This window comes from Leucobacter sp. cx-328 (genome assembly GCF_014530035.1).
Classification (GTDB): domain Bacteria; phylum Actinomycetota; class Actinomycetes; order Actinomycetales; family Microbacteriaceae; genus Leucobacter.
Genome location: NZ_JACVMX010000001.1, coordinates 163,595 through 190,550 on the forward strand (window position 1 = coordinate 163,595; position 26,956 = coordinate 190,550).

Below are 26,956 nucleotides of genomic sequence, written 5' to 3' on the forward strand. Positions count from 1 at the left end.
CTCGTGTGTCCCATCAGCCTAGTCCCGTTACTTGGAAGCCCCGGGAGCGTCAGTGACTTGCCGTACTATCTTCGTCATGCACCCGAATCTGGCGTTGTAGCTCGTCGACAAGCGCCGCGAAACGACCATTGCTTTCGGTGATCGCAGCGCGCAGCTGGGCGGTATTTTCTGCGGTCGGAGCCGTCTCCTGAGAGATCGCACAGTCACGCACGAGGTCGAGCTGGATCGCGATCTGTGCAACGTGTAGCAAGACCGGATCATCGTCGCTATTGGTGGCGAGGAATTCTGCCCACGAGCTCAGCGCTCGCGAGAGATCCTGGCGGTCACGCAATGCTTGGGTGCGTAGGGCCTCAAGCTCATCGTGGGTGGGCTGATCCGCCCCATCTCGCGTGGCGAGGGAGAGTGAACGCGCGACAACGATGCCGCGCGAAAGCTCACTGCGTTGCTCATCCGCAATGGCGTGCAGAAACTCCGTCAGCGCAAGTCGATTCACCGGCGCCCAGCGGCGTGCATTGGCGCGCGCGAGCGTGCTGCGCAGGACGAACGCCGTCAGCAGGAACGTGATGAGGCCACCGACAATACCGGAGAGGACGACGACCTCGCTCCAGAGCCCCGTGCGCACGTCGATCCACAGCACCACCAAACACGCGATTACCGCGAGCGCCGAGACAATATTTTGGCGGATCACCTGACGTCGTACCGTCTGTCGCGTCATCAGTCACTCCTTTGAAAAGCCGAACCCCTCGCAGGCCACCATATATGGGGCTGCGAGAGGTGCGAAGGAGGCTGAGCGTGGCGGGGCGTTATGCTCCGACGAGCTCGGCTGGCAGCTGCGAGGCTGCCGCGGTGTCGAGGCACCAGATGACGTTGGGGTGGCGCTGCAGGATGCTCGCGGGCATGTCGGTCGTGACATCGCCGGTGATTGCAGCGGCAACGGCCGCAGCCTTGGACTCGCCGGTAGCGATCACGAGTGCGATGCGCGAATCGAGGATCGTGCCGAGACCCTGGGTGATTGCTTCGGTCGGAACCTCGTCGACCGAGTCGAAGAAGCGCGCATTGTCTGCGATCGTCTCAGGAGTGAGGCTGATGCGGTGTGTGCGTGAATCGAATTCGGTGCCGGGCTCATTGAAGCCAAGGTGACCGTTGCGACCAATGCCGAGAATCTGCAGATCGATACCGCCAGCGGCCTTGATCGCATCGTCATACTCGGCGGCATCAGCGTCAGTGGCCGACGACGGCGGAACACGGACGAACTCAGGGGTCAGACCTACCGGGATTACGACCTCGTTCGTGATGACCGAGCGGTAGCTTTCGGGATGCTCGGGTGAGATACCTGCGTACTCATCAAGGGCGAACCCGCGGACCTGGGAGACGTCGAGCTGCGACTCAGCAACCGAAGTTGCCCACGCGCGATACAGCGGGAGGGGAGTCGAACCGGTTGCGAGACCGATGACTGCCTGTGGATTGCGTTCGATCGCTGCGACGACGTGCGACGCTGCGAGCGCACCAAGCTCCTGCGGATCTGCGATGACGTGAATCTCCATATGGAAACGAGGTCCTCTCCTGTGTGAACTTCACACGAATTGCTGCGTAAAGCTTATGGGAAATGCAGGCGATGCAAGCCGTATGCGCGCTGATAACCCCAAGATAAAACGCAAGCGCCCGGAGGCGGGTAGCCTCCGGGCGCTTGGCTGGCTGGGCTTAGTGGCCCTCTGCCTGCAGGCGCTCCTGCGCCTCGATGATGAGCTTCTCAGCGTCTGCTGCCGAGCCCCATGCGTCAACCTTGACCCACTTGTTGGGCTCGAGATCCTTGTAGTGCTCGAAGAAGTGCTCGATCTCCTTGCGGGTGTACTCAGGGATGTCAGCGACGTCCTGAATGTGTGCCCAACGGGGATCCTTGACCTGAACAGCGATGACCTTGTCGTCGCCGCCAGCCTCGTCGCTCATCTTGAGAACGCCGACGGGGCGAACCTTGATGCCGACGCCGGGGAAGACCGGGTAGTCAAGCAGTACGAGGACGTCGAGCGGATCGCCGTCTTCGCCAAGGGTCTCCTCGAAGAAACCGTAGTCGGTGGGGTAGACGAAGCCGGTGTAGAGCACGCGGTCGAGGTATACCCGGCCAGTCTCGTGATCTACCTCGTACTTGTTACGGCTTCCCTTGGGAATCTCGATGACTGCGTCGAATCCGGCGGCCATGGGCGCTCCTTCAGACTGGTCTGGGCGGTGAACCGCCGTGGTGTGCAAATGTGCAAAAGCGTTCCAATCGTACCCGACGCGAGGTGCGAGTACCTTAGAAGCATGCCTCTACTTGTGCGTTCCGCCGCCGGAATGCGGATCCGTGCCGCGATCCGCCCGGTGCTGCGCGCACACGCAAATGGGACATTCATTGTCGCGCTGTCTGGCGGAGCTGACTCGCTCGCACTCCTCGTTGCGTGCGCAGAAGAGGTCGCCTCGGCGGCATTCCGGGGGAGTGGGGTGCGGATCCGCGCTGCTGTCATTGACCACGGTCTGCAGGCGGATTCCGCCGAAATCGCCGAGCGCGCCGCTGCGCACGCGCGCAGCTACGGTGTTCCGGTCGATGTGCGCCGGATCGACGTGTCGACCGCACCTGGGTCTGGTGGCACTGAGGCGGCCGCGCGATCCGCCCGCTATGACGCGCTTGTCGCGATTGCTACGGAGCGCGCGGCAACGGTCGTGCTCACCGCGCATACCCGCGACGACCAGGCAGAACAGGTGCTGCTCGCGCTGGCCCGCGGTTCTGGGACGCGTTCGCTCGCGGGTATCCCTGCCGAACGCGAGCTCGCACCTGGGGTACAGATTATGCGCCCGTTGCTCACAGAATCCGCGGGAATCACGCGTGCCGACACCGTGGCGTCATGCGCGGATCATGAGCTTGACCCCTGGCAGGATCCGCACAACAACGACACGGTCTTTGCCCGCGTGCGTGCGCGCCGGGTCGCGCTCCCGATGCTCGAGACAGAATTTGGCCCTGGCGTGGCTGCTGCGTTTGCCCGCACCGCCGATATCGCGCGTGAGGATGCCGATGCGCTTGATGCGCTCGCGAGCGAAGCCCTCGTTGCGATAGCGGCGGCGCGCGGTGCAGACGATTCCGGAGATGAGCTTCCCATTGCGGCGGTGGCGGATCTCTTGCCCGCCGTCCGCAATCGCGTGATTCGCGGATTTGCCGCGGCACTGTGCGGTGCGCAACTCACGCGTGAACACACGCAACAGGTGGTTTCGCTTGTCACTGACTGGCGGGGGCAGAGCGGTGTAAACGCTGCGGGTGTTTCCGTGCAACGTGTCGCAGGCAACCTCGTGTTCCTGCCGCACGGCTGATGCTGCAGATGTCCAGCTCGGGCGAGTAATATATATGCATGGATTCAAAGCAACTGGGTGACGATCTCACAACCGTTCTCCACACGGAAGCGGAGCTCCACCAGCGCCTCGCTGAAATGGCACGCGAAATTGAAGCAGACTACGGCGATGAGCCGCCGCTGCTCGTCGGTGTTCTCAAGGGAGCTGTCATGGTGATGGCAGATCTCGCACGCGAACTGCGCTTCCACGCGCAGATGGACTGGATGGCAGTCTCGTCATACGGCAAGAGCACGAAGTCGAGCGGTGTCGTCAAGATTCTGAAGGACCTTGACGCTGACATCACCGGTCGAGACGTGCTGATCGTTGAGGACATCATCGATTCTGGCCTCACCCTCGCGTGGCTGAAGGAGAACCTCGAGAGCCGTGGCGCAAAGTCGGTGCGTATTTGCACCATGCTGCGCAAGCCCGAGGCGCTCAAGGTTGACGTTGACGTTGCGTACGTCGGCTACGACATCCCCGTTGAGTTCGTCGTTGGTTACGGCCTTGACTATGCGGAGGATTACCGCAACCTGCGTGACGTCGCGATTCTCGCGCCGCACGTGTACGAGGACTAATGTAACTGCGCTCCCCGAAGCGGGAAGCAGTGCAGTAGTAGTGAGCGGGTGGGGCCGATGACCCCCACCCGCTCTGTCATTTCTCACATCCTGCACCCAGACACGATCCGCCCTGAGCGGAAACGGCGACGAGATGAAGCCGACTGTCAGCGGTTCGGGATACGCTAAACGACGTGCCGAGACCCGCCGGCACAACGATCCCGGAAAGGCCCGGACTTGGCTAACAACGCAAACCAGGCACCCGCAAAGCGGAAGAGCATCTTCCGCGGCCCGCTCGTCTACTTGATCCTTGCACCGCTCATCGTGTTGCTGGGTTGGTCGCTGCTCTCGGGCAGCGATACCCGTGAGGTATCGACTGATCGCGGTCTTGCGATGATCGCAGACGGCGCGGTGAAGAAGGCCGAGATCGTTGACGGCGATCAGCGCGTGAACCTTGAGCTCACGAAGGCTGACAAGAAGACCGGCACCGAAAAGGTGTACTTCTACTACGTTGAGCCGCGCGGTGACGCTATTGTCAGCGCGATCGATGAGGCATCGCCCAAGGACGGCTTCACCGATAAGGTGCCGAAGCCGAACCCGCTGTGGTCGCTGCTGGGCTTCCTCCTTCCGATGCTGCTGATTGGCCTGCTGCTGTGGTGGATGCTGTCGTCCATGCAGGGTGGCGGCCGCGGGGTCATGCAGTTCGGCAAGAACAAGGCAAAGCTCGTCTCGAAAGACACCCCGAAGGTCACCTTCGCTGATGTCGCTGGTGCAGACGAGGCTGTTGAAGAACTCGGTGAAATCAAAGACTTCCTCCAGGACGCGACTCGCTTCCAGGCCGTCGGCGCCAAGATTCCGAAGGGCGTGCTGCTCTACGGCCCTCCCGGCACCGGCAAGACGCTGCTCGCTCGCGCTGTCGCTGGCGAGGCCGGCGTTCCGTTCTACTCGATCTCGGGTTCTGACTTCGTTGAGATGTTCGTCGGTGTCGGCGCAAGTCGCGTGCGTGACCTCTTCAAGGAAGCAAAAGCGAACGCGCCCGCGATCATCTTCATCGATGAGATCGATGCGGTTGGTCAGCGCCGCGGCCAGGGAATGGGCGGCGGTCACGACGAACGTGAGCAAACCCTGAACCAGCTACTCGTTGAGATGGATGGCTTCGACCCCAAGGCGAACGTCATCATGATCGCGGCGACGAACCGTCCCGACATGCTTGACCCTGCGCTGCTCCGTCCCGGTCGTTTCGACCGTCAGGTCGGCGTAGATGCGCCTGACATGAAGGGCCGTCTGCAGATTCTGCAGGTGCACGCGAAGGGCAAGCCGCTCTCGAAGAACGTTGATCTCGATGTTGTTGCACGTAAAACACCTGGTTTCTCTGGTGCTGACCTGGCAAACGTGCTGAACGAGGCCGCGCTTTTGACCGCGCGCTCGAACGCTCAGCTTATTGACGACCGTGCGCTTGACGAGGCAATCGATCGCGTCATCGCTGGTCCCCAGCGCCGTACTCGCGTCATGAAAGACCAGGAGCGTTTGGTCACGGCGTACCACGAAGGTGGACACGCACTCGTTGCTGCTGCGATGAACCACACCGATCCCGTCACAAAAATCACCATTCTGCCGCGCGGTCGCGCACTCGGTTACACCATGGTGATTCCGCTCGAAGACAAGTATTCGGTTTCGCGCAATGAGCTGCAAGACCAGATCGCGTATGCGCTCGGCGGCCGCGTTGCGGAAGAGATCGTGTTCCACGATCCCACCACCGGTGCAGGCAATGACATCGAGAAGGCGACATCGACCGCCCGCAAGATGGTCACTGACTACGGCATGTCTGCAAAGCTCGGCCCGATCAAGCTCGGTCAGGCACAGCAGGGTGCGTTCCTCGGTGACTTCGGTCAGACCCGCGACTACTCGGAGGGTGTCGCGGTGACGATCGATAGCGAGGTTCGCGACATCCTTGAGCAGGCACACAACGAGGCCTACGAGGTACTGAACCTCAACCGCGAGATTCTTGATGACCTCGCACGCGAGCTCCTTGAGAAGGAAACGCTTGATCACAACCAGATCGCTGAGATCTTTAAGCACGTGAAGAAGCTTCCCGAGCGCAAAACCTGGCTGTCGCACGAGGACCGCCCGGTGTCTGATCGACCACCGATCGAGGTACCCGAAGCGCTGCGTTCTGACCAGCCGATTGCGTCGACTGAAGCGCCCGCAGAAACCGAAACTGGTACGGCAACTGCCGCAACAGACGGTACTGTCGAAGGCGAAGCTTCAGCTGAGGTAAACGACTAAGGACGCATTCCGGTGACTGCACCAATCGACAGAGCACGGATCGCGGCGGCAGTTCGAGAACTGCTCGCCGCGATTGGTGCTGACCCCGAAAGCCAAGAACTTGAGGCGACTCCGACCCGCGTGGCCGAGTCGTACGCCGAGTTCTTTTCGGGTGTCGGCGAAGACCCTGAACAGTTCTTAACCGATGCCATCCCCGTTGAGGGTGGCATCGGTGAGATCGTCATCATGCGCGATATTGAGCTGCGTTCGATGTGCGAGCACCACCTGCTCCCGTTCCGCGGTCGAGCACACGTGGCGTACCGCCCCGGCACCAAGATCGTCGGGCTCAGCGCCCTTCCGAAGGTTGTTGGCAGCCTCGCGTCACGCCCCCAGGTGCAGGAGCGCCTCGGAGAGCAGATCGCGCAGGCACTCGAGAACGGGCTCGCTCCAGAGGGCGTGCTCGTTGTGCTCGAAGCACATCATGGCTGCGTCGCAGACCGTGGCGTGCGTGAGTCACACGCAGTGGCGATTACTGTTGCTGCACGTGGAACACTCGCGGAGCCAGCGGCCCGCGCAGAAGCAATCGCGCTTATCGCGCCTGGCCGTAAGGACTCGTAACCATGACCGAAGCGCTCATCATGGGGGTGCTGAACGTCACGCCCGATTCCTTTAGCGATGGCGGTTCGTACGTTGACCTCGAAACTGCGGTCGCACGAGCTGAACTGCTCGTTGCACAAGGCGCTGACATCATCGATGTGGGCGGTGAGTCTACGCGCCCAGGTTCGACGAGGGTCACTCCTGCCGACGAGCTTGCTCGTGTGATGCCTGTGATCCAGGCGCTCACCGCGCGCGGGTTTTCGGTCTCGATTGACACACTGAACGCCTCGACCGCTGCGGCAGCAGTCTCGGTCGGCGTTGACTATATCAATGACGTCTCAGGCGGTCTCTATGACCCCGAGATGCTTACCGTCGCAGCCAACGCGAGCGCGAAGCTTGACGTCACGTTCATCGCGGGGCACTGGCGCGGCATCCCAGACCCGAACCATAGCCGCTCTGACTACGACGATGTCGTGGCAGAGGTGCGAGAGGCCCTCGGTAGGTGTGCACACAATGCCATCAACGCTGGCGTTGATCCGGAAAACATCGTGCTCGATCCCGGCTTCGGCTTCGACAAGACAGGCGCTCAGGCATGGGAACTGCTCGCCAACCTGTCTCAACTGACAGATCTCGGCTTCCCTGTGCTCATCGGTACGTCACGAAAGAGGATGCTCGGCGAAGTGCTCGCTGAGGTGCCCGAGGCGGCTCGTGACCTTGGGCTCGCCCACGATCGCGACCTGACGACCGCCGTGTCCTCGGTGTTCGCCGCGCAGGCTGGGGCATGGGGTGTGCGCGTGCACGACGCGGCAAGTTCAGCGCAGGCGTTCGCGGTGTTGCGGGCGTTTGAAGCGGCGCCGATCCGCGCAACGGAGCCTGCACTGACCGTGGCCGAAGCTCAGCAGACCAAGACGGCCAGCAAACCGCTCGACCGCGTGACGCTTACCGGCCTTGAGGTGTTTGCGCACCACGGCGTGTTCGACTTCGAACGCGAACAAGGGCAGCGGTTCTTGATTGACGCAGACGTTGCGGTTGACCTGCGTGCGGCTGCATCAGGCGACGACCTCGCGGCAACCGTGCACTACGGCGAGCTCGCCGAAGCGATCGTGGCAGCGGTTGAGAATGATCCGGTCGACCTCATTGAGACAGTCGCCGAGCGCGTCGCTGACGTTACCCTCGGCTTCTCGGGCGTGCACAGCGCTCGCATCACGGTACACAAACCACAGGCTCCGATTGACGCGGTGTTCGCCGACGTTTCGGTGAGCGTAGAACGATTCGCGAAGGGTGTTGCACGTTGAACGCTGCTGTCGATGCCGTCATCCCCGTCGAGGTAGTGCTCGCCTTTGGTGCGAACCTTGGTGATCGTGGAGCGACGATCCGCGCAGCCCAGCGCGAGATAGCCGCGAGTGCAGAAATCATGTCATTCGATGCCTCGCCCCTGCGTGAAACGATCGCGATGACGTTGGCTGGCCCCGACCCGGACGCGCCGCGGTACATCAACGGTGTCGCTCGCCTCACGACCACGCTTGCTCCGCTTGACCTGCTCGACCTTGTTCAAGGCATCGAGACCGCGCACGGCCGCGTACGTGACGTACGGTGGGGCGATCGCACCCTCGACATTGATGTGATTACGTATGGCGAACAGGTGAGTGCTGATGAGCGTTTGGAGGTGCCGCATCCGCGCGCGCACCTGCGCGACTTCGTACTGTCACCGTGGGTCTTGCTCGACGCATCGGCTGTGCTTCCAGGGCGCGGATCAGTCGCTACCCTGCTCGCGCAGACCGGCGACACGACGTCCCCGCTTGATGAGTCGCTGACCGATTCCCACAACGAGGAGGCGTAACGTGCGACCCATGCAACGACTGAGTCAACTGGCACTCTGGGCAGCGCTGAGCATTGGCGCTGCAATTGGACTGTTTGTGCAGTTCTTCCTTGCCTCGCGAGGACTTGCTCCGCTGTCGCCGCCCCTGTCGATGCCGCTTATGCTGGTGTTGCTTGTGGCGCTCCTCCTGATCTTCGGGCTTCGCCTGCGGCAGCAGATCCGCAGGGGAACCGGCGCGGTCAACCCGTTCCAAGCCGTGCGCGTGCTGGCACTCGCGCGTGCTGGGCAGCTCGTGGGCTCGGTCTTCGGGGGCTTCGGCATCGGCTTGCTGCTGTCGCTCATTGGTCGCACGGTGCCGGCATCGGTATCTGTCTGGCTGCCGATGCTCCTGACGGTCATCGCGGGTCTCGCGCTTGCGATTTGCGGTGTCATCATTGAGCGGATCTGCCAGATCCCGCCTGGAGACGACCCCGAAACCACCGACAGCAGCTCGCTGAGTCGTGGTGCCGAGGGCGCTGGAAACGATCAGCCTGCGTTCCGTGACGGTGGTGCTGACTAAGGTAGAAAGCATGACGCACAACGCCATGCCGCCAGAAGTTCAGCAAGATACCCCCCAAGACGGGTGGCATCGAATCTCGTCACGCTATGTGTGGTCAGATTTGATCTTCAACCTGCTGTGGGTCGTTGTGATCGTTGCGGTCGTCGCCGTGATCGTGCGTTTCTCCGGTGATGAAGAAGCATCGAATGGTGCCCTCATCATTGGCGGCATCCTCGTGGCATTCAGTATTTTGAGCGCATTCTTCTCATTCCGCCGTATGCGTTCGATCGGTTACCAGCTGCGCGAGGACGACTTCCTCTTCCGCCGCGGTTTCATGTTTGAGCGAATCGTCGCGGTGCCCTACGGCCGTCTCCAGCTCGTCGATATGAACCGCGGTCCCATCGCGCGCATGCTCGGTCTCGCGACGCTGAAGTTTGTGACGGCATCTGCAGCGACCGGCGTGAACCTCCCAGGACTCGAGGTCGCTGAGGCCGAGGCGCTGCGCGACAGGCTCGTCGAGCTTGCTGAGACCCGCAGGTCAGGACTGTGAGCGAGCAGCAGCCTGGCGCCGTCGCGCTCCCAGGTAAAGCCGACGCTGACGGCTGGCGTCATCTCCATCCACTGTCACCGCTTCTGCGTGGTGGCCTTGCGCTCATTGTTATTGCCGGCATCATCATCGCGAACCTTCGAGACCGTGTCATCCAGTTCTTCATGAATGATGCGTTCTCAGAAGGTGAACTGCCAGCCGGCTCGATCGACGGCTCTGGCGACCCCATTGATTTCATCGTGGAGCGCCAGCTCGTACCGCTCGCGCTCGGTGGCGCGCTCGGGCTCGTGCTGCTCATCGTGTTGTTCTCGTGGATCGTCTGGAAATTCCAGACCTACCGCATCACGACCGACACCGTCGAAGAACGGAGTGGTGTGATCTCGAAGAAGCACCGCCGTGCTCCGCTCGAGCGCGTGCAGAGTGTGAACCTGCAGCGCAGTTTGTTCGCACGCATTCTCGGCCTCGCAAAGGTCGAAGTCGTCACGGCAGGCCAGGGCGGCAAAGTCGAACTGGCATATCTTTCCTTTACCGATGCGAAGCTCGTGCGAGGAGAGATCTTGCGACGCGCTGCCGCGATCCGCGCCGGCAAGATCGCGCCGGCGGCTCCCGGCATTCCGGTTGAGCTCGCGTCCGCTGACCCTGCAGTTGCAGCTGCAGCTGCAACTGCAGCTGTGCACGCTGATCACGCCCAGGGTGAACCGAAGCTGTTGAGTGCGGCGGGCCTCTCAGGTCACGTTGATTCCATTCTCGACACAGATATCTCGCCGGAAGCCATCGCTGAGCAGACCCTCGTGAAAGTGCCGGTCGGGCGTCTGATCGCGTCGGTGCTGCTCGGCTGGGAGAGCGTGTTGCTTATCGCGTTCGTGCTGCTCGCCGGCGGTGGATTCGTATTCGGTGCGTTCAAGCTCCTTATCTCGGGCGATGGGGCGGCAGCCGGAATCGCAGCCGCTGTGCTGTTCACGGCCGTGCCGATGGTGATTGTCTTCGCTTCGATTCTGATTGCACAGTTCAATAAGGGGTACGGCTTCACGCTGTCACGCGGGGCCGACTCCGTACGTATTGGTTCTGGCCTTACCTCGACCGTCACCGAGTCGATTCCCTTCGGTAAAGTGCACGCTGTTGAAGCACGCCAGCCGCTGTTTTGGCGCCCGCTCGGCTGGTGGAAGGTGCGCATTACGCTTGCCGGCCAGACCGTCGCGCAGGGCGGCCAGAACGCGACCTCGCAGAACCTCATTCTTCCCGTCGGCAAGCTCGACGATGTGATTCGCGTCATTGAAACGATCATGCCTGGCCTCGGTGGCGAGCAGGCAGCCGCGGGCCTCGTCGATGCGCTTGTCGGCACTGGCGAGGGATACCTGGGTGCTGGGCCGCGATCCGCGCCCGTGCTCTGGTTCGGTAAGCGCCGCGCGGGTGTGCGGATCGAGACTCCCAACCTCTCGAGTTCTATGACCGCTGTAGGTCTGGCTGCGGCTCCCGCGCACGCTCCGGTGCCGAGCGAGGGGGAAGACGCGACGCTGCGGATTCGCCGCGGTGCGCTGAACCGTGTGCTGGTCATTATGCCGCTTGTTCGTGCACAGTCGGTGAGTTTCCGACAGCCGTTCGTGCATCGGTTCCTCGGGCTTGCGTCGGTGCAGGCACACACCGTGCTTGGGCCTGTGCGCGTAGAAATGCGGGGCCTGGCCAATGCTGACGCTCGCGCGCTGTTCACGGATCTTGAGCACGCAGTCCTTGATGCGCAACTACAAGATTCACAGCAGCGAGCTGCACTACGGAGGAATCACGCATGAGTTTCGGAGCGAGTCGCCTCGGCGTCGGAATCGTTGGCGCAGGAAACGTCGGCCCGGTGCTTGGTAGAGCCCTCGCCGGAGCGGGGCACGCCATCACCGGCGTCAACGCGACGGGGGACGAAGCGCGTGAACGCGTGGAAGCAATGCTTCCTGGAGTGCCGATTCTTGAGGTACCCGAGATTGTCCGGCGATCTGAGCTCGTGCTGTTCGCGGTCCCTGGCAGCGAACTCCCTGGAATCATCGAGGGGCTCACGAAGCTCAGCGCATGGCAGCCGGGGCAGCTTGCGATCCACACGGCGCCCGAATACGGCGCCGGGGTGTTCGCTGCTGCGCCGGGGGTCATCCCTATCGCACTTACACCCGCGATCGTCTTCACCGGCACGAGCCTCGACCTTGCCCGATTGTCAGGTGCGGCCGTCGCCGTGACCGCTCCCGCACCGGTGCTCCCGATCGGTCAGGCACTCGCGGTCGAGATGGGGGCCGAACCCGTGGTCGTGGCGGAGGCGGATCGCCCCACCTACGCTCGCGCACTCGACGCCGCACTGAGCTCAGCACGGGCAGCTGTCGCGACCCCAGCTGCGATTCTCGCGAGCATCGGTATCTCTCGCCCCGACCTGTTGCTCGGTGGTGTCGTGACCTCCGCGATTGACGAAGAACTGCGAAATGTCGCGGGTATCGAGGCTGAACCTCGGGAGCCAGAAGAAACCTGGGGCGAGCGCGGCTAAGATGGTGGGGTGCGTTGACACGAGAGTGTTCGGCGCGCTTCAAAATCGATTTGACGGAGGAACCCGCCCATGAGCGAGCAGACCGCGCCCACCACCCCGGCCGAGACCGAGGAAGATGTCTTCGAACAGAAGCGGGTGCGACTGGAGAAGCGTGACAAGCTCAACGCCTCCGGTGATCTCGCTGGCGGCGCATACCCCGTAGCTGTTCCCGTAACCACCACGATTCCCGCAGTGCGCGCACAGTGGGGTCACCTTGAGGAGACCCCCGATACCGCTTCGGGTGAGATCGTTGGCATCGCAGGCCGCGTCGTGTTCCAGCGCAACACTGGCAAGCTGTGCTTTGTGTCGCTGCAGGCAGGCGACGGCAGCCGCATCCAGGGCATGGTGAGCTTCGCCGAGGTCGGCGAAGAGTCGCTCGCTTCGTATAAGGAGCTTGTAGACCTCGGTGATCACCTCTTCATCCAGGGTGAGGTTATCTCGAGCCGCCGCGGTGAGCTCTCGATCATGGCGACCGGCTGGCAGATCGCATCGAAGGCGCTCGCTCCGCTCCCCAACATGTACGCAGAGCTGAACGAGGAGACTCGCGTTCGCGCGCGCTACCTCGACCTCATCCAGCGCGAGCAGGCACGCATCAATGTCGTGACTCGCGCACGCACCATGGAGAGCCTGCGCAAGACCTTCGCATCGCACGACTTCCTCGAAGTCGAGACCCCGATGCTTCAGACGATGCACGGCGGAGCTTCGGCTCGCCCGTTCATCACCCACTCGAACGCGTTCGACATGGAGCTCTACCTGCGCATCGCGCCCGAGCTCTTCCTCAAGCGCGCAGTTGTCGGTGGCCTCGAGCGCGTCTTCGAGATCAACCGTAACTTCCGTAACGAGGGCGCTGACTCGACCCACAGCCCCGAGTTCGCAATGCTCGAGTCGTACCAGGCGTACACCGACTACAACGGTATTGCTGACCTCACGCAGGAGCTCATTCAGAATGCAGCGCTCGCTGCAAACGCTGGCACCGAGCGCGAAGGCTCGCACGTTGTGAAGTGGGCAGACGGCACCCTCTTCGACCTCGGCGGCAACTGGGACCGCATCTCGATGTACGGCACCCTCTCTGAGGCATGCGGCAAGGAGATCACCCCCAAGACTTCGGTCGAGGAGCTCCAGACGATCGCAGATGCCGAAGGTGTCCAGGTAAAGCTTCCCAACCACGGCAAGCTTGTCGAGGAACTCTGGGAGCACTTCGTAAAAGACGGTCTCACCGCGCCGACCTTCGTCATGGACTTCCCGGTTGAGACCAGCCCGCTCACCCGACACCACCGCTCGATCGACGGTGTCGTTGAGAAGTGGGACCTCTACGTGCGCGGCTTTGAGCTTGCTACCGGCTACTCGGAGCTCATTGACCCCGTCGTGCAGCGAGACCGTTTCGTCCAGCAGGCAGCAGAGGCCGCACGCGGCGACGATGAGGCAATGGGCGTTGACGAAGAATTCCTGCGCGCGCTCGAGCACGCAATGCCGCCGTCGGGTGGCATGGGCATGGGCATGGACCGCCTGCTCATGGCTCTCACCGGCCTCGGTATTCGCGAGACCATTCTCTTCCCGCTCGTGAAGTAAGTTCTTTGCTGGCTGGCGCCGTCGGTTCCCCGTGTGGGAGCCGGCGGCGCTTTGCGTTGTGCGGCGCTTGTGGTCCCGGCCGCCTGGCCTCGCCCTCGCTGCGCGCCTGGCCTACCGACTTCTCGCCGCCACCTTCACGAGATTGATGGTTTCTGTCGAGAAGGGGTGTTTCTGCGCGTTGCAACGGGTGATCTCGGCAGAAACCGTCTGTTTCGCGCGGTTGAGGGGAAGAACTGGAACGCCTACTGCCGTAGACACGCGGTGGCGCGAGTTCACAGGATTCCCCCGGGGCGGCTGGCTAGGCTTAGGAATATGGATAACTGGTGGGTGAACGCAGTCTGGTCGCTGATTCCGACTGTCGTGATCGGTATCTTCTTCTGGCTGGTCATTCGACTCATCCTCCGCGCAGATCGTACAGAACGACGCATCTATCGCGAGATTGAGACGGAAGAGCGCGCCAAGGCTGGTCTGCCCGCCCGCGAAGAATAGCCGAACCCTGCCCTCCACCGATACAGTTGACAGGAACTGTACCGGCAGGAGGGCATTTTGGTGGCGGATGTGAACTGGGCTTACGTCTGGGCAATTTCGATCCTTTCGATCGAAATCGTCATTCGAATCGTTGCCCTCTTTGTCGTCCCGCGAAACCGCCGCCCAACCTCGGGGATGGCGTGGCTTCTGGCCATCTTCCTGCTCCCGATTCCGGGACTCATTCTCTTTCTCATTATTGGCAGCAAACGACTTCCCAAGAAGCGTGAGCTGAAGCAAGAGGCGATTAACAAGTTCGTCTCGGGTATTTCAGAGATCGACGGTGGTCGGCTCACGACAGATCCAGAGGACCTGCAAATTGGCGTCCTGAACGCCGTCGAACTCGGCAGCTCACTCGGCGCCCAGCCGATGCTTCGAGGAAACCGCGCAAGTATGTGCATCGACTACGAGCGATCGTTCGCGTGGATGGCAGATGCGATCCGCTCGGCGAAGCGCTACGTGCATATTGAGTTCTACATTCTCGTGCATGACGCTTCGACCGACGTGATTTTCCAAGCGATGCGCGAGGCCCGTGCACGGGGCGTCGAGGTTCGCGTGCTGCTTGACCATATTTCTGCGGTGCGTAACCCCGGGGCGAAGAAGACCCGCGAAACCCTTGACGAAATCGGTGCGGAGTGGGCTTACTTGCTTCCCGTTCGGCCGTGGCGCGGTGAGTATCAGCGCCCTGACCTGCGCAACCACCGAAAGCTCATCGTGGTTGACGGCCGTGTTGGCTTCATGGGATCGCAGAACATCGTTGACTCGAGTTACAACAAGAAGTCAAACATCCGCAGGGGGCTGCACTGGCGCGACATCATGGTGCGCGTCGAGGGACCAATCGTGCTCGGCCTCGAGGCAGTGTTCCAGGGCGACTGGTACCTCGAAACCGGCGAATACCTCGAACACTTGAACCTGCCCGAGCTCACGCCGTCGTTCCCCGGCACGCTCGATTGCCAGATCGTGCCGAGCGGTCCGGGATACGCGGCCGAAAATAACCTTCAGGTCTTTGTCTCGTTGCTCTACACCGCGCAGGACCGCATCAGCATCACGAGCCCCTACTTCGTTCCCGAGGGGTCGATCATGAATGCGCTCCGCGCAGCGACTGCACGCGGCGTCGAGGTAGAGCTGTTCGTTTCTGAGACCGGCGACCAAGCCATGGTCTATCACGCACAGCGTTCGTACTATGAGGAGCTGCTTCAGGCAGGGGTGCGGATCTGGATGTTCCGTCCGCCATACATCCTGCATTCCAAGCACTTCACGGTCGACCGGTCGGTCGCTGTGATTGGTTCTTCCAACATGGATCAGCGCTCGTTTGGTCTGAACATGGAGATCTCCATGGTGGTCTACGGTGAAAGTTTCATTAGCGATCTTGACCAGGTCACCGAGTACTACCGCGACAATTCACGCGAGCTCACGATCGAGGAATGGTCAAAGCAGCCGCTTCGCTCGCAGCTACTCGACGGACTTGCCCGCCTGACGAGCGCGCTGCAGTAGCGAGCCCCTACGTCTACGGCTAGCCTCGCCAAACACCGTCGTTCCCCCGAGATCGCCACCTTCAGGCGCCAGAAAGTGACAATCTTGGAAGAAAGTGTTGATCTCGCGAAGTTCTGGGCGCGACTCGGGCGCTAGCTGATATAGCTGCCGAACTTCGGAATTCGCTGCAACAACCATGCAACGCAAGCACTTGGCACCAGAATCGCAAGTGTCAGCAAGGGGACCGAGATGATCGTCGGCGCGAATGCTGCTGTGAAGTCGAACTGCTGGTACAGCCACTGGAAGAACGGGTGCACCAGGTAGATGCCGAAAGAGAGCTTACCAATCAGTGCAATGATCGGATGCGGGGGTACGTCTGCCTGGAAGCCGCGTTCACTCAGAGCACGCACGCCGATGAACACCGCAATAGCTGCGACCACCACATTTGGTGTGAGGTAATCGTAGAAGAACGCGTTTGGAGTCCCCGCCCCCTGTGAGACGAGCGCCGTGAGAGCAGCGGTGGCGACGACACCGCAGACGCCGAGTACGCTGATGAGTGCGACACGCTTGAGGGTGAGTAGCATCGTGCTGAGGAGATAGCCCAGAACGAAGAAAAGTGTGTACCCGAGCACAAGGTGCATGCGAGTCGTTTCGAGCACGCCAGCGATGAGGTAACCGACCTGCGGCAGATGTGTGAGCAGGGGCAGCACCGAGGCGAAGATGAACGCCAATACAACGAAGTACCAGGCATTCTTTCTGTCTGCTGTTATCGCGCGGAGCAGCGGCGTCACCAAATACAGTCCACCGAGGACGAACAAGAACCACAGGTGATAGTGGCCGAGCACGAACTGCTCGACAAGCGTGCGAAGTGAACCAGTGCCGCCCGGACCAAACGTGGCGAGCCCTGCATAAAACGCTGACCAAAGTACGTAGGCGACCAAGATGCGAGGAATGTACTTGCGGAAGATCGATGCCAACGTAATGTTGCGCGCTGGCTGGAGGAACAGTGCGCCACTCACCATGAAGAATACCGGAACACAGAAGCGGACGATGCTGTCATAAACGTTGAGCACCTGCCAGTCGAGGGTGTCAACAGGAGTTCTGTACCAGTTCCACGCCGCAGCATGCAGCAGTACGACCGCAATGATTGCGAGCGAGCGCAACGTATCAAGGTACGGAATTCGCTGAGGTCGAGCTGCCGGAGGTCGGGGAGCGATCGACGAAGAAGCGGTCATGATGCAGCAGCTTTCAGCTCAGAGAGTACAGTTCACCGACAACTTGCGCTGGGAAGCGCAGGTTGTCCGTCAACTAGCGTACTGAGTGCACGATGAATCGTTACGCTAGCGACAGCCCGGCCGTCGTTCTTGCGCGCCTGACCGAGAAGGGGCTAGCGAGGTTGCCGGTGCCGACACCATCCGAATCACGCCGCAACAACCAGATCTCACCGTTCAAGATACGGGGGACTTCGGTGTTGGTGATCCGCGCCAAACCTGCTCGCAGCATGGCGCCGTGAGCGACGACGATCGAGCCGGGAGCGGTCGTCAGGACGCGCTCGAATTCGCGGGCGGTGCGATCGGCGAGCACGTCGAGGGATTCTGCTCCCGGGATGATGAGGCCTGGCCAGCGGTCCATCGCTTCTGCAACATCCAAGCCTTCGGCTGGACCAAAGTCGCGCTCGATGAACGCGTGGTCAATGGCCGGGGGAGTGAGGCCGAGGGATTGCGCGATGATGGCCGCGGTCTCGTGCGCGCGGCCGAGCGGCGACGAGACGACGGAGTGCCAGGCGACTGACAGATCAAGCGCGGCAAGTAGCTCGCCTGTCGCTCGCGCCTGGGCGCGGCCGGTCTCGTTCAACGGTACCTCGGTGCGGCCCTGGATGCGGCGGGCGCTATTCCAATCGGTCTCACCGTGGCGAACGAGTGCAATTACCTCGGGCGAATCAGCGGGCGTGAACTCAGTCATGCCGCAAGGCTAGCTGGTTCGCGCGTCTGCGTCGAAGGCTGGGGCATTGGTGTCGGCTGGGAGTCGGACGGGTACAGCGTGCCGCCGGTGATCTCGATGCGCACGCGATCGCCGACCGCTGCGCGAGTTCCGCTCACTCTGCTGCGCAGGGAAAGGCCGGCCCAGTCGAGCATGATGTCGTCACATTCGCGGCCGAAGAGTGCGGATCGTACGATGGCAGGCCCTGCCGGGTCGAGCACCACACGCACGTCTTCTGGGCAAATCGCGAGCTCCACGGCACCGCACGCGAGTGTGGAGTCGAGCACTTCGGCAGGAACTCGCAGCTCGTGTCCTGCGGCAACGAAGCGGTGACGGGTGAGCGCCCCCGGCACGATCGTCGCGTCGGCGATGAACTTGGCGACGAACGGCGTCGCGGGTTGCGCAAGCAATTCGGCTGGGGTGGACTGCTGTTGGATGCGTCCGCCGTCGAGTACGACGACCCGATCCGCGATCGCGAGCGCTTCGCCGCGGTCGTGCGTGACAAAAATGACCGTGAGGCCGAGCTCCCGCGTGAGTGCACGCAGCTCGAGCCGCAACCGATCGCGCAGCGGCTCATCGAGCGCCGAAAGCGCCTCGTCGAGCAACAGCACCCGGGGTCGCGCGACGATGGCGCGGGCGATCGCCACTCGCTGCCGCTGCCCGCCAGAGAGTGTCGCTGGGTTTCGCTTCTCGGTGCCAGCGAGCCCGACGAGTTCGAGCACCTCGGCTACTCGGCGGTCCCGCTCGGCGCGGCTGACACCAGCGCGCTTGAGCGGGTAGGCGACATTGCGCCCGACGTTCCAGTGCGGCCAGATCGCGTGCTGCTGGAAGACCATGCCGAGCCCACGATGCTCTGGCTCAATCGCACGGTCTGCGCTTGCGACGATCTCGTCACCGATGCGGATCGTGCCAGCGGTCGGCCGGGCAAACCCTGCGACGGCACGCAGCAGGGTGGTTTTGCCAGAGCCAGAGGGGCCGACGAGGGCGATGAACTCGCCGTCACCGATGGTGAGGTCGATATCGGCGAGACCGAGATGACCGTCTGGGAATGCGAGACTGACGGATTCAAGGGCGACAGATGACATGCGTAAACCTAACGAGGGGTGCGCGCGGTGAGGCCGAGTCCGGCCAAGCCGACGAGCGCGACGATGAGCGACAGCGCCGAGGACGCGTTGTACGCCCCGGCCTGTTGCAGGTTGAAGATGACGACACCGAGAGTCTGTGATCCCGGCGAAAGCAGCAGCACGGAGAGCGTGAGCTCGCGCACAGCGGTGAGGCCGACGAGGACGGCCCCAGAGATCGCGGCGGGCACGGCCATACGGCAAGAGATGTCCCAGAGGGCGCGGATCCTGGAGGCGCCAGAAATTCGTGCAGCTTCTTCGGCAGTGGTTGGCGTTGCAGAGAGCGGCGCACTCACCGACTGCACCACGAGGGCGAGGAATGAGGTGAGGTAGGCGCAGAGGATGATCCACGGGGTATCGCGGAGCCCGATGTACGGCGCGATGACGAGCCATGCGACGGCGATCACGAGCCCGGGGATTGCTTGTGGCAGGAGCGCGAGCCCGAGCATCGCCGGGTTTGCGCGGGACTGGGTGCGGGTGACGAGCGTGCCGATCGCGAGTCCGAGCACACCGCAGATGAGCGCGGCGGTGATTGCGAGGAACAGCGAGTTCGAGACACCGGTGAGCGTGCCAGACGCGGTGAGTGCGCGGGCGAAGCTGTCGAGCGTGATGTTCTCTGGGGTGAACGGTACACCCGGTGCGGGCAAGAGCGCCTGCATTGCGAGGGTCACGAGCGGCAGCACGGTGAGTGCCGCGATGCTGAGCGTCGCAATCACACCGACCAGGCCGCGTGCGCGACCGAGGGGCAGTAGCGCGGGGGCTGCGGCCTGCACGTCAAGCTCGACCCTGGTCTGCGCGCGCAAGAGATCAACAATTACGCCGAGCAGTGCGATAACGAGCAATACAAAACCGATGGCGGCAACGACCGCGAGCGGGTCTTCGACCGTGCCCGACTGCAGGTAGCGATACACGAGCGTTGACAGGGTCGCGTACTTTCCGGGCGACCCAACGAGCGAAGGGATGCCGAAGTCTGCGAGGTTCGCGACGGCAACGAGGGTGAACGCTGACAACATCGCGGGACGCAGGAGGGGGACGGTGACCTCCCACAGCGAGCGGATCGCCGAGGACCCTGCGATGCGGGCTGCCTGCTCGAGATCCGCCGGGACGCGTTTGAGGGCTGCGGTCACGATCATCATGGCGATGGGGAAGCTGTGCAGAGTGAGTAGGAAGATGACGCCGTCGCCGCCATAGAGATTCCACAACGGCTGACCGAACTGACTCTCCCACCACCGGTTGAGCGCAGAGCTCGGGCCGAGGAGACTCAGCCAAGCGATCGCACCAACGAACGGCGGAATGAGCATGGGGCTGAGCGCCAGCACACGGAGTGCGCGACGCCCAGGAAGATCGGTGCGTTCGAGCAGGATCGCGAGGAACGTGCCTACGACGACCGCGAGCGCACCAGACAGGGTGGCCGAGACGAGCGAATTCACCGCTGCCTCAAACACAGTCGACGAGAGCAGTTCACGCCACCCGCCGCCCGTCGCCGCAAGTACGATGATCGCGCCGATCGGTACAACGACGAGCGCGGTGAGTGCGAGCCAGAGTGCTCCGCGCGTGAGCGTCAGCCCATCAGCGCGACGCACCCCGGCACGGGGGAGGCCCAGTCGAGCCACCCCCGCAACCGGAAACGTATTACTGGAAGAGGCCATTGAACGTCTGTACTGCGTCAGCCTGGGTCGCGCGGATCATCTCAAGATCGGGCGAGAGGAACGTGATGTCGGAGACCTTCGGCGCACCCGCGGGGCCGGTGACGTCTTCGCGGATCGGCAGGTACGACTGCGTTGCCGCGATCTCCTGGCCCTCCTTGCTGATGAGGAAGTCAACGAAGAGCTTCGCTGCCTCGGGCTCGTCAGTGTTCTCGAAGATGCCTACGGGCTGGGTGACGTAGGGGACACCCTCCGACGGGTAGACCGCCTCGATGGGGGAGCCAGCAGCCGAGAGGTCACGGACGAGCGAGTCGACCACGATGCCTACCGGGTTGCTGCCGTCAGCGACTGCCTGCGAGACGGGGCCGTTGCTGTCAGCGATGAGCGGCTCGTTCTTGGCGAGCGCCTCGAGCCAGGTCTTGCCCAGCTTGTCATTGTCAAGCCAGACCGCAGCGTTGTACGCTGCCGCACCCGAAACATCGGGGTTCGGCATCGCAATCTTGCCCGCGTACTGTGCGTCGGTGAGATCCTGCCACGAGGTCGGCGCGTCAGTGACGATGTTCGTGTTCACCGCGATGACGGTCGGCAACAGGCGGGTGCCAACGTAGAAGCCCTCGGGATCTGACATCTCAGGCATGATGTTCTCGGCTTCAGCTGACTCGTACTGCAGCAGCAGGTCACGCGCCGCGTAATCCTCGAATGTGGCAGCGTCAGCAGCGAGCAGCAGATCCGCGCCAATGTCGCCCGACTTCTCCTCGGCCGCGATACGAGCGGTGAGGTCACCGGTACCCGCGCGGAACACCTCGACCTCGATCTCGGGGTGCACGGTGCCGAACGCTGAGACGAGCTCGTCGATCTTCTCCTGCGGCTCCGAGGTGTACAGGGTGAGCGATGCTGGCTCAGCGTCCTTCGCGGGCTCTGCGTCAGCAGCCGGCGACGAGCAACCCGTCAGCGCGATCGTGCCGAGAGTGAGCGCGGCAATCGCACCGAAAGCGTGCTTGCGAATCATGTGGTTCTCCTAAATAACAAGAAATGAGATGTACGGGAAAGACAGAAAGAACAAACCGTCAACGCTCAGTAAGCGCCGCGGAAGCTGATGCGCTCGCCGCAGAGGTGAGCGGTTTCCGGAAGAGCGGCTGCGGTTCACACAGGCTCACGGTGGCGACGCTGACCTCGTGAGACGTCAGTCTGACGAGCGAAAACATGGGGGAGTCGTGGCCGGCGACGGAATTGGGATCCGCGTCCATCACCTGGTGATAGGCGAGCGAGGGGCCGACAAAGACCGGGATGCCATCGGCGGTCGCACTCAGCGGGTGATGGAAGTGGCCAGCAAGGAGGGCGCGCACGTCGCTTCCGCGCAGCACACGCAAGAGCTCGTCAGCATCGCGCAACCCCTGCTTGCGGAGCGCCGGCAACGGCGAATCAAGCGGCGCATGATGGATCGCGATGATCGTTCCACGGCCATACGGGGCGCGGATCGTGTCAGCTAGCCAGGCGAGCTGCTCGCCTCCGAGACTGCCCGTGTGGGAATCGAGCCGAACGAAGCGGAAATCCTCGATGTGCGTGACGCCGAAGTGGCTTGTCTCGTGCCCGGTGAGTGTGCGAGCGGCGACCGGATCATCGTGGTTGCCGAGCACCGTGAGTACGGGAGCGCCGAGCTCGTGCTCGAGTCGGCGGCACGCGAGTTCAAATGCTGCGTACGCGCCAGGGTTCTCGCGCTGCACGAGGTCGCCGGTGATAAGCACGACCTCCGGTGTGATGCCCGCCTCGGTTGCGTAGTCGCTCACGCTCCGTAGGCGTGCAAGGCCATCGACCGCACCGTAGAGTTCACCCGACTCCGTCGCGTGGACATCGCTGAGGTGCAGCACCGTGAAGCGACCGGTCGCGCGACTCATCGAATTGCTCCGGCGAGGGCGCGGGACTGCAGCGCGTTGAGCGCCTCCCGCGGTGTGCCGTTCGCGAGCAGGTATTCGGTGGCGCCGCCGAGCGCGTCGAGCTCATCGAGTGCGAGGCTCAGGGCTGCGGCGGGGCTGTCGAGGTGGAGGCGTTCGGCGGCTGCCCGATCCGCTCCCGCAATTCCTAGGCCGTTGAGCTGACGCGTCACCAGGTCGATGCGCTGCGGGCGGACGCGGTCACCGGAGAGCTCGTAGTCGGCAACGACCGTCGCGCGGTCATCGCCAGCTGCGAGCCGGGCGAGTGCCACGACGAGACCCGTACGGTCCTTGCCCGCTGCACAGTGCACGAGGCTGGCTCCCTCGGTCACTGCGAGCTGCGTGACCGCGAGGGCGAGCGCCCGCCCGCTGTTGCGGAGGAGGCCGAGGTAGACCGCTTCGAGCGTGCCATCGGCCGGCGGGGCTGCGCCGTACAGTGGCACCGAGACGACCGGGAGTGAGTGACTGCGCGGCGCGTGCTCCGAGGTCTCGCGCAGGTCAATGATCTGAGTGACACCGAGGTCGCGCAGCTGGTGTTCGTCGGCTGCGGTGAGCGTATCGACCGCTGCGGTGCGCACGAGCCAGGGGGTGCGCGGATCGCCAATGCTGCGTGCGTTGTAGGTCCCCTGCAGGGTGAGCTCGTTCACCAAGTGCGTCTCCAGATTCTTCGTGTGATTCGTGATGCACCGCCGTTTCATGTGGGATGAAATGCGTTACAGGAATCACTCTCACGGGTGCATATGACCGCTCGGTGAATCGGGAGGGAACCCGGAGTGAAGACTCGGGGCGTGGTGTGAACTTGCTAGTCAGCGGAGTCTGACAGTGCCGTAGCGACGACGTCAAACATGCCGGTTGCGTCGCCGCGGCCTGCGAGCTCCGTATACGCGGTAAGGAGCGCGTGCAGCGCGACCGAGTGGTTCACACGCGAGAAAAATGGGTCAACTGCCTGCTGGGAGCTGCGCGATCCTGTCGCGATGACGGTGTCGGCAAGCTCTGGAATCGGTGCGTGGGAATAGCTGCACACCACGATGACGGTGGCGCCAGCCTGCTGCGCCGCGCGCACGGTCGCCAGGGTGTGCGCATTGGCGCCGGAGTGCGTGAGCGCGAGGCACACGTCGTCGGGGCCGAGGGTGTGCGCGGTGAACTGCTGCGCCAAAATGTCGAGTGGTGACTCGACGGGGCGTCCAACCGTTGCGAAACGCATTGCCGCATCTTGGAGTGGTGGTGCAGAGAAGCCATTTGCCGTAAACATAATTCGGTTGGCGCCCAACAGCGTCTGCGCCGCCCGCATCACGGTCGAACGGTCAATTGCCGCCGCGCTCAGCCGCAACGCTTCCTGCGCCCCAGTGAACGACTGCGTGACGGCATCCAGGCTCGCGCTCGTCCCCGCTGACTGCAGGGGAGCGCCCTCGCGCGCCAACTCAAGTCGCAGGTGCTGGTACCCGCGGAACCCGAGCCGCTGGCAAGCGCGCACCACCGTAGCGGCAGAGGTGCCAGCGGCGGCCGCCAATTCCTGCGTCGACCAATCAGGGATTTCGGCGCAACGATCCAAGATCACTCCCGCCACAGCGCCCTCACTCGGGCCCAGGCTCGGTTTCAGGGCGCGGATCAGTGCAAGTGTTGGCGGGACAACGCCGGCTGGCGAAGAAACTTCAGAGGATCGCTGCATGGCAGCACGGTAAGTAGCTTGCGTGATCCGCGCATCCTCGCACGCCGTGCGTTGCCAGCTGTTCACCGGCCGGACAGTCTGTTGGGAAATTGAGGGAAGCTTGCACGCCTCTGGCGAACAAATCCCCACGCCGCAATATCACCGCGTAGCCTGGTTTTATCGACCGGGAGGCTACCGCCATGTGTCCCCGGAAACAGGAGGTATTCGATGTTTGAGAGATTCACAGACCGCGCTCGCCGCGTCATCGTTCTCGCCCAAGAAGAGGCGAAGATGCTGAATCACAACTACATCGGCACAGAGCACATTCTGCTCGGCCTCATCCACGAGGGTGAAGGTGTTGCCGCGAAGGCGCTTGAACAGCTCGACATCTCGCTTGATGCCGTGCGTGAGCAGGTGACCGAAATCATCGGCACTGGCCAGCAGCCGCCCGCCGGTCATATTCCCTTCACGCCGCGTGCGAAGAAGATGCTTGAGCTGAGCCTGCGTGAATCGCTCCAGCTCGGCCACAACTACATTGGCACCGAGCACATTCTGCTCGGTCTCATTCGTGAGGGCGAGGGCGTTGCAGCTCAGGTGCTCGTCAAGCTCGGTGCAGACCTGAACCGCGTCCGTCAGGCTGTCATTCAGCTGCTCTCGGGCTACCAGGCCGGCAAGGAGAACGCCACGGTTGGTGCTCCCGAGCAGCAGAACGACACCAAGGGCTCGCAGGTGCTCGACCAGTTCGGTCGTAACCTCACCCAGGCAGCTCGCGAAGGCAAGCTTGATCCGGTCATTGGCCGTGAGAAGGAAGTTGAGCGGGTCATGCAGATCCTCTCGCGCCGTTCGAAGAACAACCCCGTCCTGATCGGTGAGCCTGGCGTGGGCAAGACCGCAGTTGTCGAGGGCCTCGCGCAGGCAATCGTCAAGGGCGAAGTTCCCGAGACGCTGAAGGACAAGCAGCTCTACGTGCTTGACCTGTCGTCGATGATCGCCGGTAGCCGATACCGCGGTGACTTCGAGGAGCGCCTGAAGAAGGTCACCAAGGAGATCCGCAACCGCGGCGACATCATCATCTTCATCGATGAGATTCACACGCTCGTTGGCGCTGGCGCTGCCGAGGGTGCGATTGACGCAGCAAACATCCTGAAGCCGCTGCTTGCTCGTGGCGAGCTGCAGACCATCGGTGCGACCACGCTCGATGAGTTCCGTAAGCACTTCGAGAAGGATGCAGCGCTCGAGCGCCGCTTCCAGTCGATCATGGTGAACGAGCCTTCGCTGCCGCACACGATCAACATCCTCAAGGGTCTGCGTGACCGCTACGAGGCACACCACAAGGTTTCGATCACCGACGGTGCAATCGTCGCTGCCGCGAACCTTGCTGATCGCTATGTACAGGACCGCTTCCTTCCGGACAAGGCAATCGACCTTATCGATGAGGCAGGCGCACGCCTCCGCCTCTCGATCCTGTCGAGCCCGCCCGAGCTCGTCGAGTTCGACGAGAAGATCGCGGTCGTTCGTGCCGACAAAGAAAAGGCCATCGAGGAGCAGGACTTCGAGAAGGCTGCCGGCAAGCGCGACGAAGAGAAGAAGCTGATCGCTGAGCGTCTCCGCATGGAGAAGCAGTGGCGTTCGGGTGACGTCGAGTCGGCTGCTGAGGTCGATGAGGGACTCATCGCCGAGGTGCTCGCACAGGCAACCGGTATCCCCGTCTTCAAGCTCACTGAGGAAGAGACCTCGCGTCTCCGCTTCATGGAAGAGGCGCTGCACCAGCGCGTTATCGGCCAGAACGAAGCAATCTCGGCGCTCGCAAAGACGATCCGCCGCCAGCGCGCAGGACTCAAGGACCCGAAGCGTCCCTCGGGCTCGTTCATCTTCGCCGGCCCTACCGGTGTCGGTAAGACTGAACTCGCGAAGGCACTCGCTGAGTTCCTGTTCGACGACGAAGATGCGCTCATCTCGCTCGACATGTCGGAATACGGCGAGAAGCACACCGTTTCGCGCCTGTTCGGTGCCCCTCCCGGGTTCGTTGGCTTCGAAGAGGGCGGCCAGCTCACCGAGAAGGTGCGCCGCAAGCCGTTCTCGGTCGTGCTGTTCGATGAGATCGAGAAGGCTCACCCTGACATCTTCAACTCGCTCCTGCAGATCCTTGAAGAGGGTCGCTTGACCGACGGCCAGGGCCGCATCGTTGACTTCAAGAACACCGTCATCATCATGACGACCAACCTTGGTTCGACCGCGATTGCGGGCGGCCCGGTTGGCTTCCAGATCGAGGGCGACGTTCGCCACGGCTACGAGAAGATGAAGGGCAAGGTGAACGAGGAGCTCAAGAAGCACTTCAAGCCGGAGTTCCTCAACCGTGTCGATGACACGATTGTCTTCCCGCAGCTCACCAAGCCCGAGATCCTCAAGATTGTCGATCTCTTCGTCAAGCAGCTCAAGGACCGCCTGCTCGACCGCGACATGTACATCGAGGTTTCGCAGGCTGCTCGTGAGCGCCTCGCTGACCTGGGGTACGACCCCGCGCTCGGTGCACGTCCGCTGCGCCGCGCGATCCAGCGCGAAATCGAGGATCAGCTCTCCGAGCGCATCCTTGGTGCAGAGCTCGTCGCAGGCGACACGGTCGTGGTCGACATCGAGGAGGAGAGCGGCAAGTTCACCTTCGAGACCAAGAGCGCGAACCCCAAGTCGCACGGTGAATCGTCGGCTTCCGCAGCCGCAGCCGCAGCATCGACCGCACCCACCCCGGGCGCGACCGACTAAGGCTCATCTGCTAGCTCGCTAGCCAAGTGCGAAGGCCGGTATCCCCTCGGGGTACCGGCCTTTTGCTTTCCCTGGCAC

At 62.7% G+C, this 26,956-nt stretch carries 25 protein-coding genes; 14 read left to right on the forward strand and 11 right to left on the reverse strand.

The window, feature by feature from the left end; genetic code table 11:
- Positions 1 to 49: 49 nt before the first annotated feature.
- The 3 genes from ICL81_RS00700 to ppa all read right to left on the reverse strand — a co-directional run bounded on the left by ICL81_RS00700 (position 50) and on the right by ppa (position 2,196).
- Positions 50 to 715 carry a hypothetical protein gene (locus ICL81_RS00700; protein WP_188033092.1) on the reverse strand — a complete coding sequence of 222 codons (666 nt, stop codon included), beginning with the start codon at positions 713 to 715 and terminating at the stop codon, positions 50 to 52.
- Between the two features lie 88 nt (positions 716 to 803).
- On the reverse strand, positions 804 to 1,544 hold the full coding sequence (locus ICL81_RS00705; protein ID WP_188033093.1) for a glucosamine-6-phosphate deaminase: 741 nt from the start codon (positions 1,542 to 1,544) through the stop codon (positions 804 to 806).
- Positions 1,545 to 1,701: 157 nt separating this feature from the next.
- Positions 1,702 to 2,196, reverse strand: a complete 495-nt coding sequence (gene ppa, locus ICL81_RS00710) for an inorganic diphosphatase (RefSeq protein ID WP_188022884.1) — start codon at positions 2,194 to 2,196, stop codon at positions 1,702 to 1,704.
- A 102-nt stretch (positions 2,197 to 2,298) separates the two neighbouring features.
- Here ppa and tilS point away from each other — a divergent pair, with 102 nt between their 5' ends.
- The 13 genes from tilS to cls all read left to right on the forward strand — a co-directional run bounded on the left by tilS (position 2,299) and on the right by cls (position 15,813).
- Positions 2,299 to 3,336 (forward strand): tRNA lysidine(34) synthetase TilS, encoded by a 1,038-nt coding sequence (gene tilS / locus ICL81_RS00715; protein WP_251381582.1) that lies wholly within the window; start codon positions 2,299 to 2,301, stop codon positions 3,334 to 3,336.
- A gap of 38 nt (positions 3,337 to 3,374) precedes the next feature.
- Entirely contained in the window at positions 3,375 to 3,929 is a 555-nt protein-coding gene (gene hpt, locus ICL81_RS00720; RefSeq protein ID WP_188033094.1) for a hypoxanthine phosphoribosyltransferase, read from the forward strand.
- Between the two features lie 216 nt (positions 3,930 to 4,145).
- Positions 4,146 to 6,194 carry an ATP-dependent zinc metalloprotease FtsH gene (gene ftsH, locus ICL81_RS00725; RefSeq protein ID WP_188033095.1) on the forward strand — a complete coding sequence of 683 codons (2,049 nt, stop codon included), beginning with the start codon at positions 4,146 to 4,148 and terminating at the stop codon, positions 6,192 to 6,194.
- Positions 6,195 to 6,206: 12 nt separating this feature from the next.
- Positions 6,207 to 6,791, forward strand: coding sequence for a GTP cyclohydrolase I FolE (gene folE, locus ICL81_RS00730; protein WP_353055373.1), 585 nt, complete (start codon positions 6,207 to 6,209; stop codon positions 6,789 to 6,791).
- A gap of 2 nt (positions 6,792 to 6,793) precedes the next feature.
- The gene (gene folP / locus ICL81_RS00735; protein ID WP_251381584.1) at positions 6,794 to 8,065 is read left to right on the forward strand and encodes a dihydropteroate synthase; all 1,272 of its coding nucleotides are present in this window, start codon (positions 6,794 to 6,796) and stop codon (positions 8,063 to 8,065) included.
- Entirely contained in the window at positions 8,062 to 8,610 is a 549-nt protein-coding gene (gene folK / locus ICL81_RS00740) for a 2-amino-4-hydroxy-6-hydroxymethyldihydropteridine diphosphokinase (RefSeq protein WP_188033096.1), read from the forward strand. Before folP ends, folK begins: the two co-directional genes overlap by 4 nt.
- A 10-nt stretch (positions 8,611 to 8,620) precedes the next feature.
- A complete protein-coding gene (locus ICL81_RS00745) occupies positions 8,621 to 9,148 on the forward strand; it encodes a DUF3180 domain-containing protein (protein WP_188033412.1) in 528 nt (175 codons plus the stop codon).
- A gap of 10 nt (positions 9,149 to 9,158) precedes the next feature.
- Positions 9,159 to 9,677: a PH domain-containing protein gene (locus ICL81_RS00750; protein WP_188033097.1), complete on the forward strand. Its 519-nt coding sequence runs from the start codon at positions 9,159 to 9,161 to the stop codon at positions 9,675 to 9,677.
- Positions 9,674 to 11,461 (forward strand): PH domain-containing protein, encoded by a 1,788-nt coding sequence (locus ICL81_RS00755; protein WP_188033098.1) that lies wholly within the window; start codon positions 9,674 to 9,676, stop codon positions 11,459 to 11,461. Before ICL81_RS00750 ends, ICL81_RS00755 begins: the two co-directional genes overlap by 4 nt.
- The gene (locus tag ICL81_RS00760) at positions 11,458 to 12,186 is read left to right on the forward strand and encodes an NAD(P)-binding domain-containing protein (RefSeq protein ID WP_188033099.1); all 729 of its coding nucleotides are present in this window, start codon (positions 11,458 to 11,460) and stop codon (positions 12,184 to 12,186) included. The genes ICL81_RS00755 and ICL81_RS00760 overlap by 4 nt, the downstream gene beginning before the upstream one ends.
- A 69-nt stretch (positions 12,187 to 12,255) precedes the next feature.
- Positions 12,256 to 13,794, forward strand: coding sequence for a lysine--tRNA ligase (gene lysS, locus ICL81_RS00765; RefSeq protein WP_188033100.1), 1,539 nt, complete (start codon positions 12,256 to 12,258; stop codon positions 13,792 to 13,794).
- A gap of 312 nt (positions 13,795 to 14,106) precedes the next feature.
- Positions 14,107 to 14,283, forward strand: coding sequence for a hypothetical protein (locus tag ICL81_RS00770; protein WP_188033101.1), 177 nt, complete (start codon positions 14,107 to 14,109; stop codon positions 14,281 to 14,283).
- Between the two features lie 60 nt (positions 14,284 to 14,343).
- On the forward strand, positions 14,344 to 15,813 hold the full coding sequence (cls, locus tag ICL81_RS00775; protein ID WP_188033102.1) for a cardiolipin synthase: 1,470 nt from the start codon (positions 14,344 to 14,346) through the stop codon (positions 15,811 to 15,813).
- Positions 15,814 to 15,944: 131 nt separating this feature from the next.
- Here the strand turns inward: cls and ICL81_RS00780 are convergent, their stop codons facing one another.
- The 8 genes from ICL81_RS00780 to ICL81_RS00815 form a co-directional block, all read right to left on the reverse strand.
- The gene (locus tag ICL81_RS00780; protein ID WP_188033103.1) at positions 15,945 to 17,027 is read right to left on the reverse strand and encodes an acyltransferase; all 1,083 of its coding nucleotides are present in this window, start codon (positions 17,025 to 17,027) and stop codon (positions 15,945 to 15,947) included.
- 100 nt (positions 17,028 to 17,127) lie between these two features.
- The gene (locus ICL81_RS00785) at positions 17,128 to 17,754 is read right to left on the reverse strand and encodes a histidine phosphatase family protein (RefSeq protein ID WP_188033104.1); all 627 of its coding nucleotides are present in this window, start codon (positions 17,752 to 17,754) and stop codon (positions 17,128 to 17,130) included.
- Positions 17,751 to 18,857, reverse strand: a complete 1,107-nt coding sequence (locus ICL81_RS00790) for an ABC transporter ATP-binding protein (RefSeq protein ID WP_188033105.1) — start codon at positions 18,855 to 18,857, stop codon at positions 17,751 to 17,753. Before ICL81_RS00790 ends, ICL81_RS00785 begins: the two co-directional genes overlap by 4 nt.
- Positions 18,858 to 18,865: 8 nt before the next feature.
- On the reverse strand, positions 18,866 to 20,542 hold the full coding sequence (locus ICL81_RS00795; protein WP_188033106.1) for an iron ABC transporter permease: 1,677 nt from the start codon (positions 20,540 to 20,542) through the stop codon (positions 18,866 to 18,868).
- Positions 20,526 to 21,548, reverse strand: coding sequence for an ABC transporter substrate-binding protein (locus ICL81_RS00800; RefSeq protein ID WP_188033107.1), 1,023 nt, complete (start codon positions 21,546 to 21,548; stop codon positions 20,526 to 20,528). Before ICL81_RS00800 ends, ICL81_RS00795 begins: the two co-directional genes overlap by 17 nt.
- Before the next feature lie 58 nt (positions 21,549 to 21,606).
- A complete protein-coding gene (locus ICL81_RS00805) occupies positions 21,607 to 22,434 on the reverse strand; it encodes a metallophosphoesterase (protein ID WP_188033108.1) in 828 nt (275 codons plus the stop codon).
- A complete protein-coding gene (locus ICL81_RS00810) occupies positions 22,431 to 23,117 on the reverse strand; it encodes a tyrosine-protein phosphatase (RefSeq protein ID WP_353055375.1) in 687 nt (228 codons plus the stop codon). The genes ICL81_RS00805 and ICL81_RS00810 overlap by 4 nt, the downstream gene beginning before the upstream one ends.
- 155 nt (positions 23,118 to 23,272) lie before the next feature.
- Positions 23,273 to 24,139: a MurR/RpiR family transcriptional regulator gene (locus tag ICL81_RS00815; protein WP_188033110.1), complete on the reverse strand. Its 867-nt coding sequence runs from the start codon at positions 24,137 to 24,139 to the stop codon at positions 23,273 to 23,275.
- Between the two features lie 207 nt (positions 24,140 to 24,346).
- Here ICL81_RS00815 and ICL81_RS00820 point away from each other — a divergent pair, with 207 nt between their 5' ends.
- Positions 24,347 to 26,878, forward strand: coding sequence for an ATP-dependent Clp protease ATP-binding subunit (locus ICL81_RS00820; protein ID WP_188033111.1), 2,532 nt, complete (start codon positions 24,347 to 24,349; stop codon positions 26,876 to 26,878).
- Positions 26,879 to 26,956 lie beyond the last annotated feature (78 nt).

Coding starts and splice junctions, on each gene's coding strand:
- tilS (WP_251381582.1), top strand. CDS start 2,299: ATGCCTCTACTTGTGCGTTCCGCCGCCGGAATGCGGATCCGTGCCGCG.
- ICL81_RS00780 (WP_188033103.1), bottom strand. CDS start 17,027: ATGACCGCTTCTTCGTCGATCGCTCCCCGACCTCCGGCAGCTCGACCT.
- ppa (WP_188022884.1), bottom strand. CDS start 2,196: ATGGCCGCCGGATTCGACGCAGTCATCGAGATTCCCAAGGGAAGCCGT.
- ICL81_RS00815 (WP_188033110.1), bottom strand. CDS start 24,139: ATGCAGCGATCCTCTGAAGTTTCTTCGCCAGCCGGCGTTGTCCCGCCA.
- ICL81_RS00700 (WP_188033092.1), bottom strand. CDS start 715: ATGACGCGACAGACGGTACGACGTCAGGTGATCCGCCAAAATATTGTC.
- ICL81_RS00705 (WP_188033093.1), bottom strand. CDS start 1,544: ATGGAGATTCACGTCATCGCAGATCCGCAGGAGCTTGGTGCGCTCGCA.
- ICL81_RS00795 (WP_188033106.1), bottom strand. CDS start 20,542: ATGGCCTCTTCCAGTAATACGTTTCCGGTTGCGGGGGTGGCTCGACTG.
- ICL81_RS00805 (WP_188033108.1), bottom strand. CDS start 22,434: ATGAGTCGCGCGACCGGTCGCTTCACGGTGCTGCACCTCAGCGATGTC.
- ICL81_RS00785 (WP_188033104.1), bottom strand. CDS start 17,754: ATGACTGAGTTCACGCCCGCTGATTCGCCCGAGGTAATTGCACTCGTT.
- ICL81_RS00800 (WP_188033107.1), bottom strand. CDS start 21,548: ATGATTCGCAAGCACGCTTTCGGTGCGATTGCCGCGCTCACTCTCGGC.
- ICL81_RS00790 (WP_188033105.1), bottom strand. CDS start 18,857: ATGTCATCTGTCGCCCTTGAATCCGTCAGTCTCGCATTCCCAGACGGT.
- ICL81_RS00760 (WP_188033099.1), top strand. CDS start 11,458: ATGAGTTTCGGAGCGAGTCGCCTCGGCGTCGGAATCGTTGGCGCAGGA.
- ICL81_RS00770 (WP_188033101.1), top strand. CDS start 14,107: ATGGATAACTGGTGGGTGAACGCAGTCTGGTCGCTGATTCCGACTGTC.
- ICL81_RS00820 (WP_188033111.1), top strand. CDS start 24,347: ATGTTTGAGAGATTCACAGACCGCGCTCGCCGCGTCATCGTTCTCGCC.
- ICL81_RS00745 (WP_188033412.1), top strand. CDS start 8,621: ATGCAACGACTGAGTCAACTGGCACTCTGGGCAGCGCTGAGCATTGGC.
- ICL81_RS00750 (WP_188033097.1), top strand. CDS start 9,159: ATGACGCACAACGCCATGCCGCCAGAAGTTCAGCAAGATACCCCCCAA.
- folP (WP_251381584.1), top strand. CDS start 6,794: ATGACCGAAGCGCTCATCATGGGGGTGCTGAACGTCACGCCCGATTCC.
- lysS (WP_188033100.1), top strand. CDS start 12,256: ATGAGCGAGCAGACCGCGCCCACCACCCCGGCCGAGACCGAGGAAGAT.
- hpt (WP_188033094.1), top strand. CDS start 3,375: ATGGATTCAAAGCAACTGGGTGACGATCTCACAACCGTTCTCCACACG.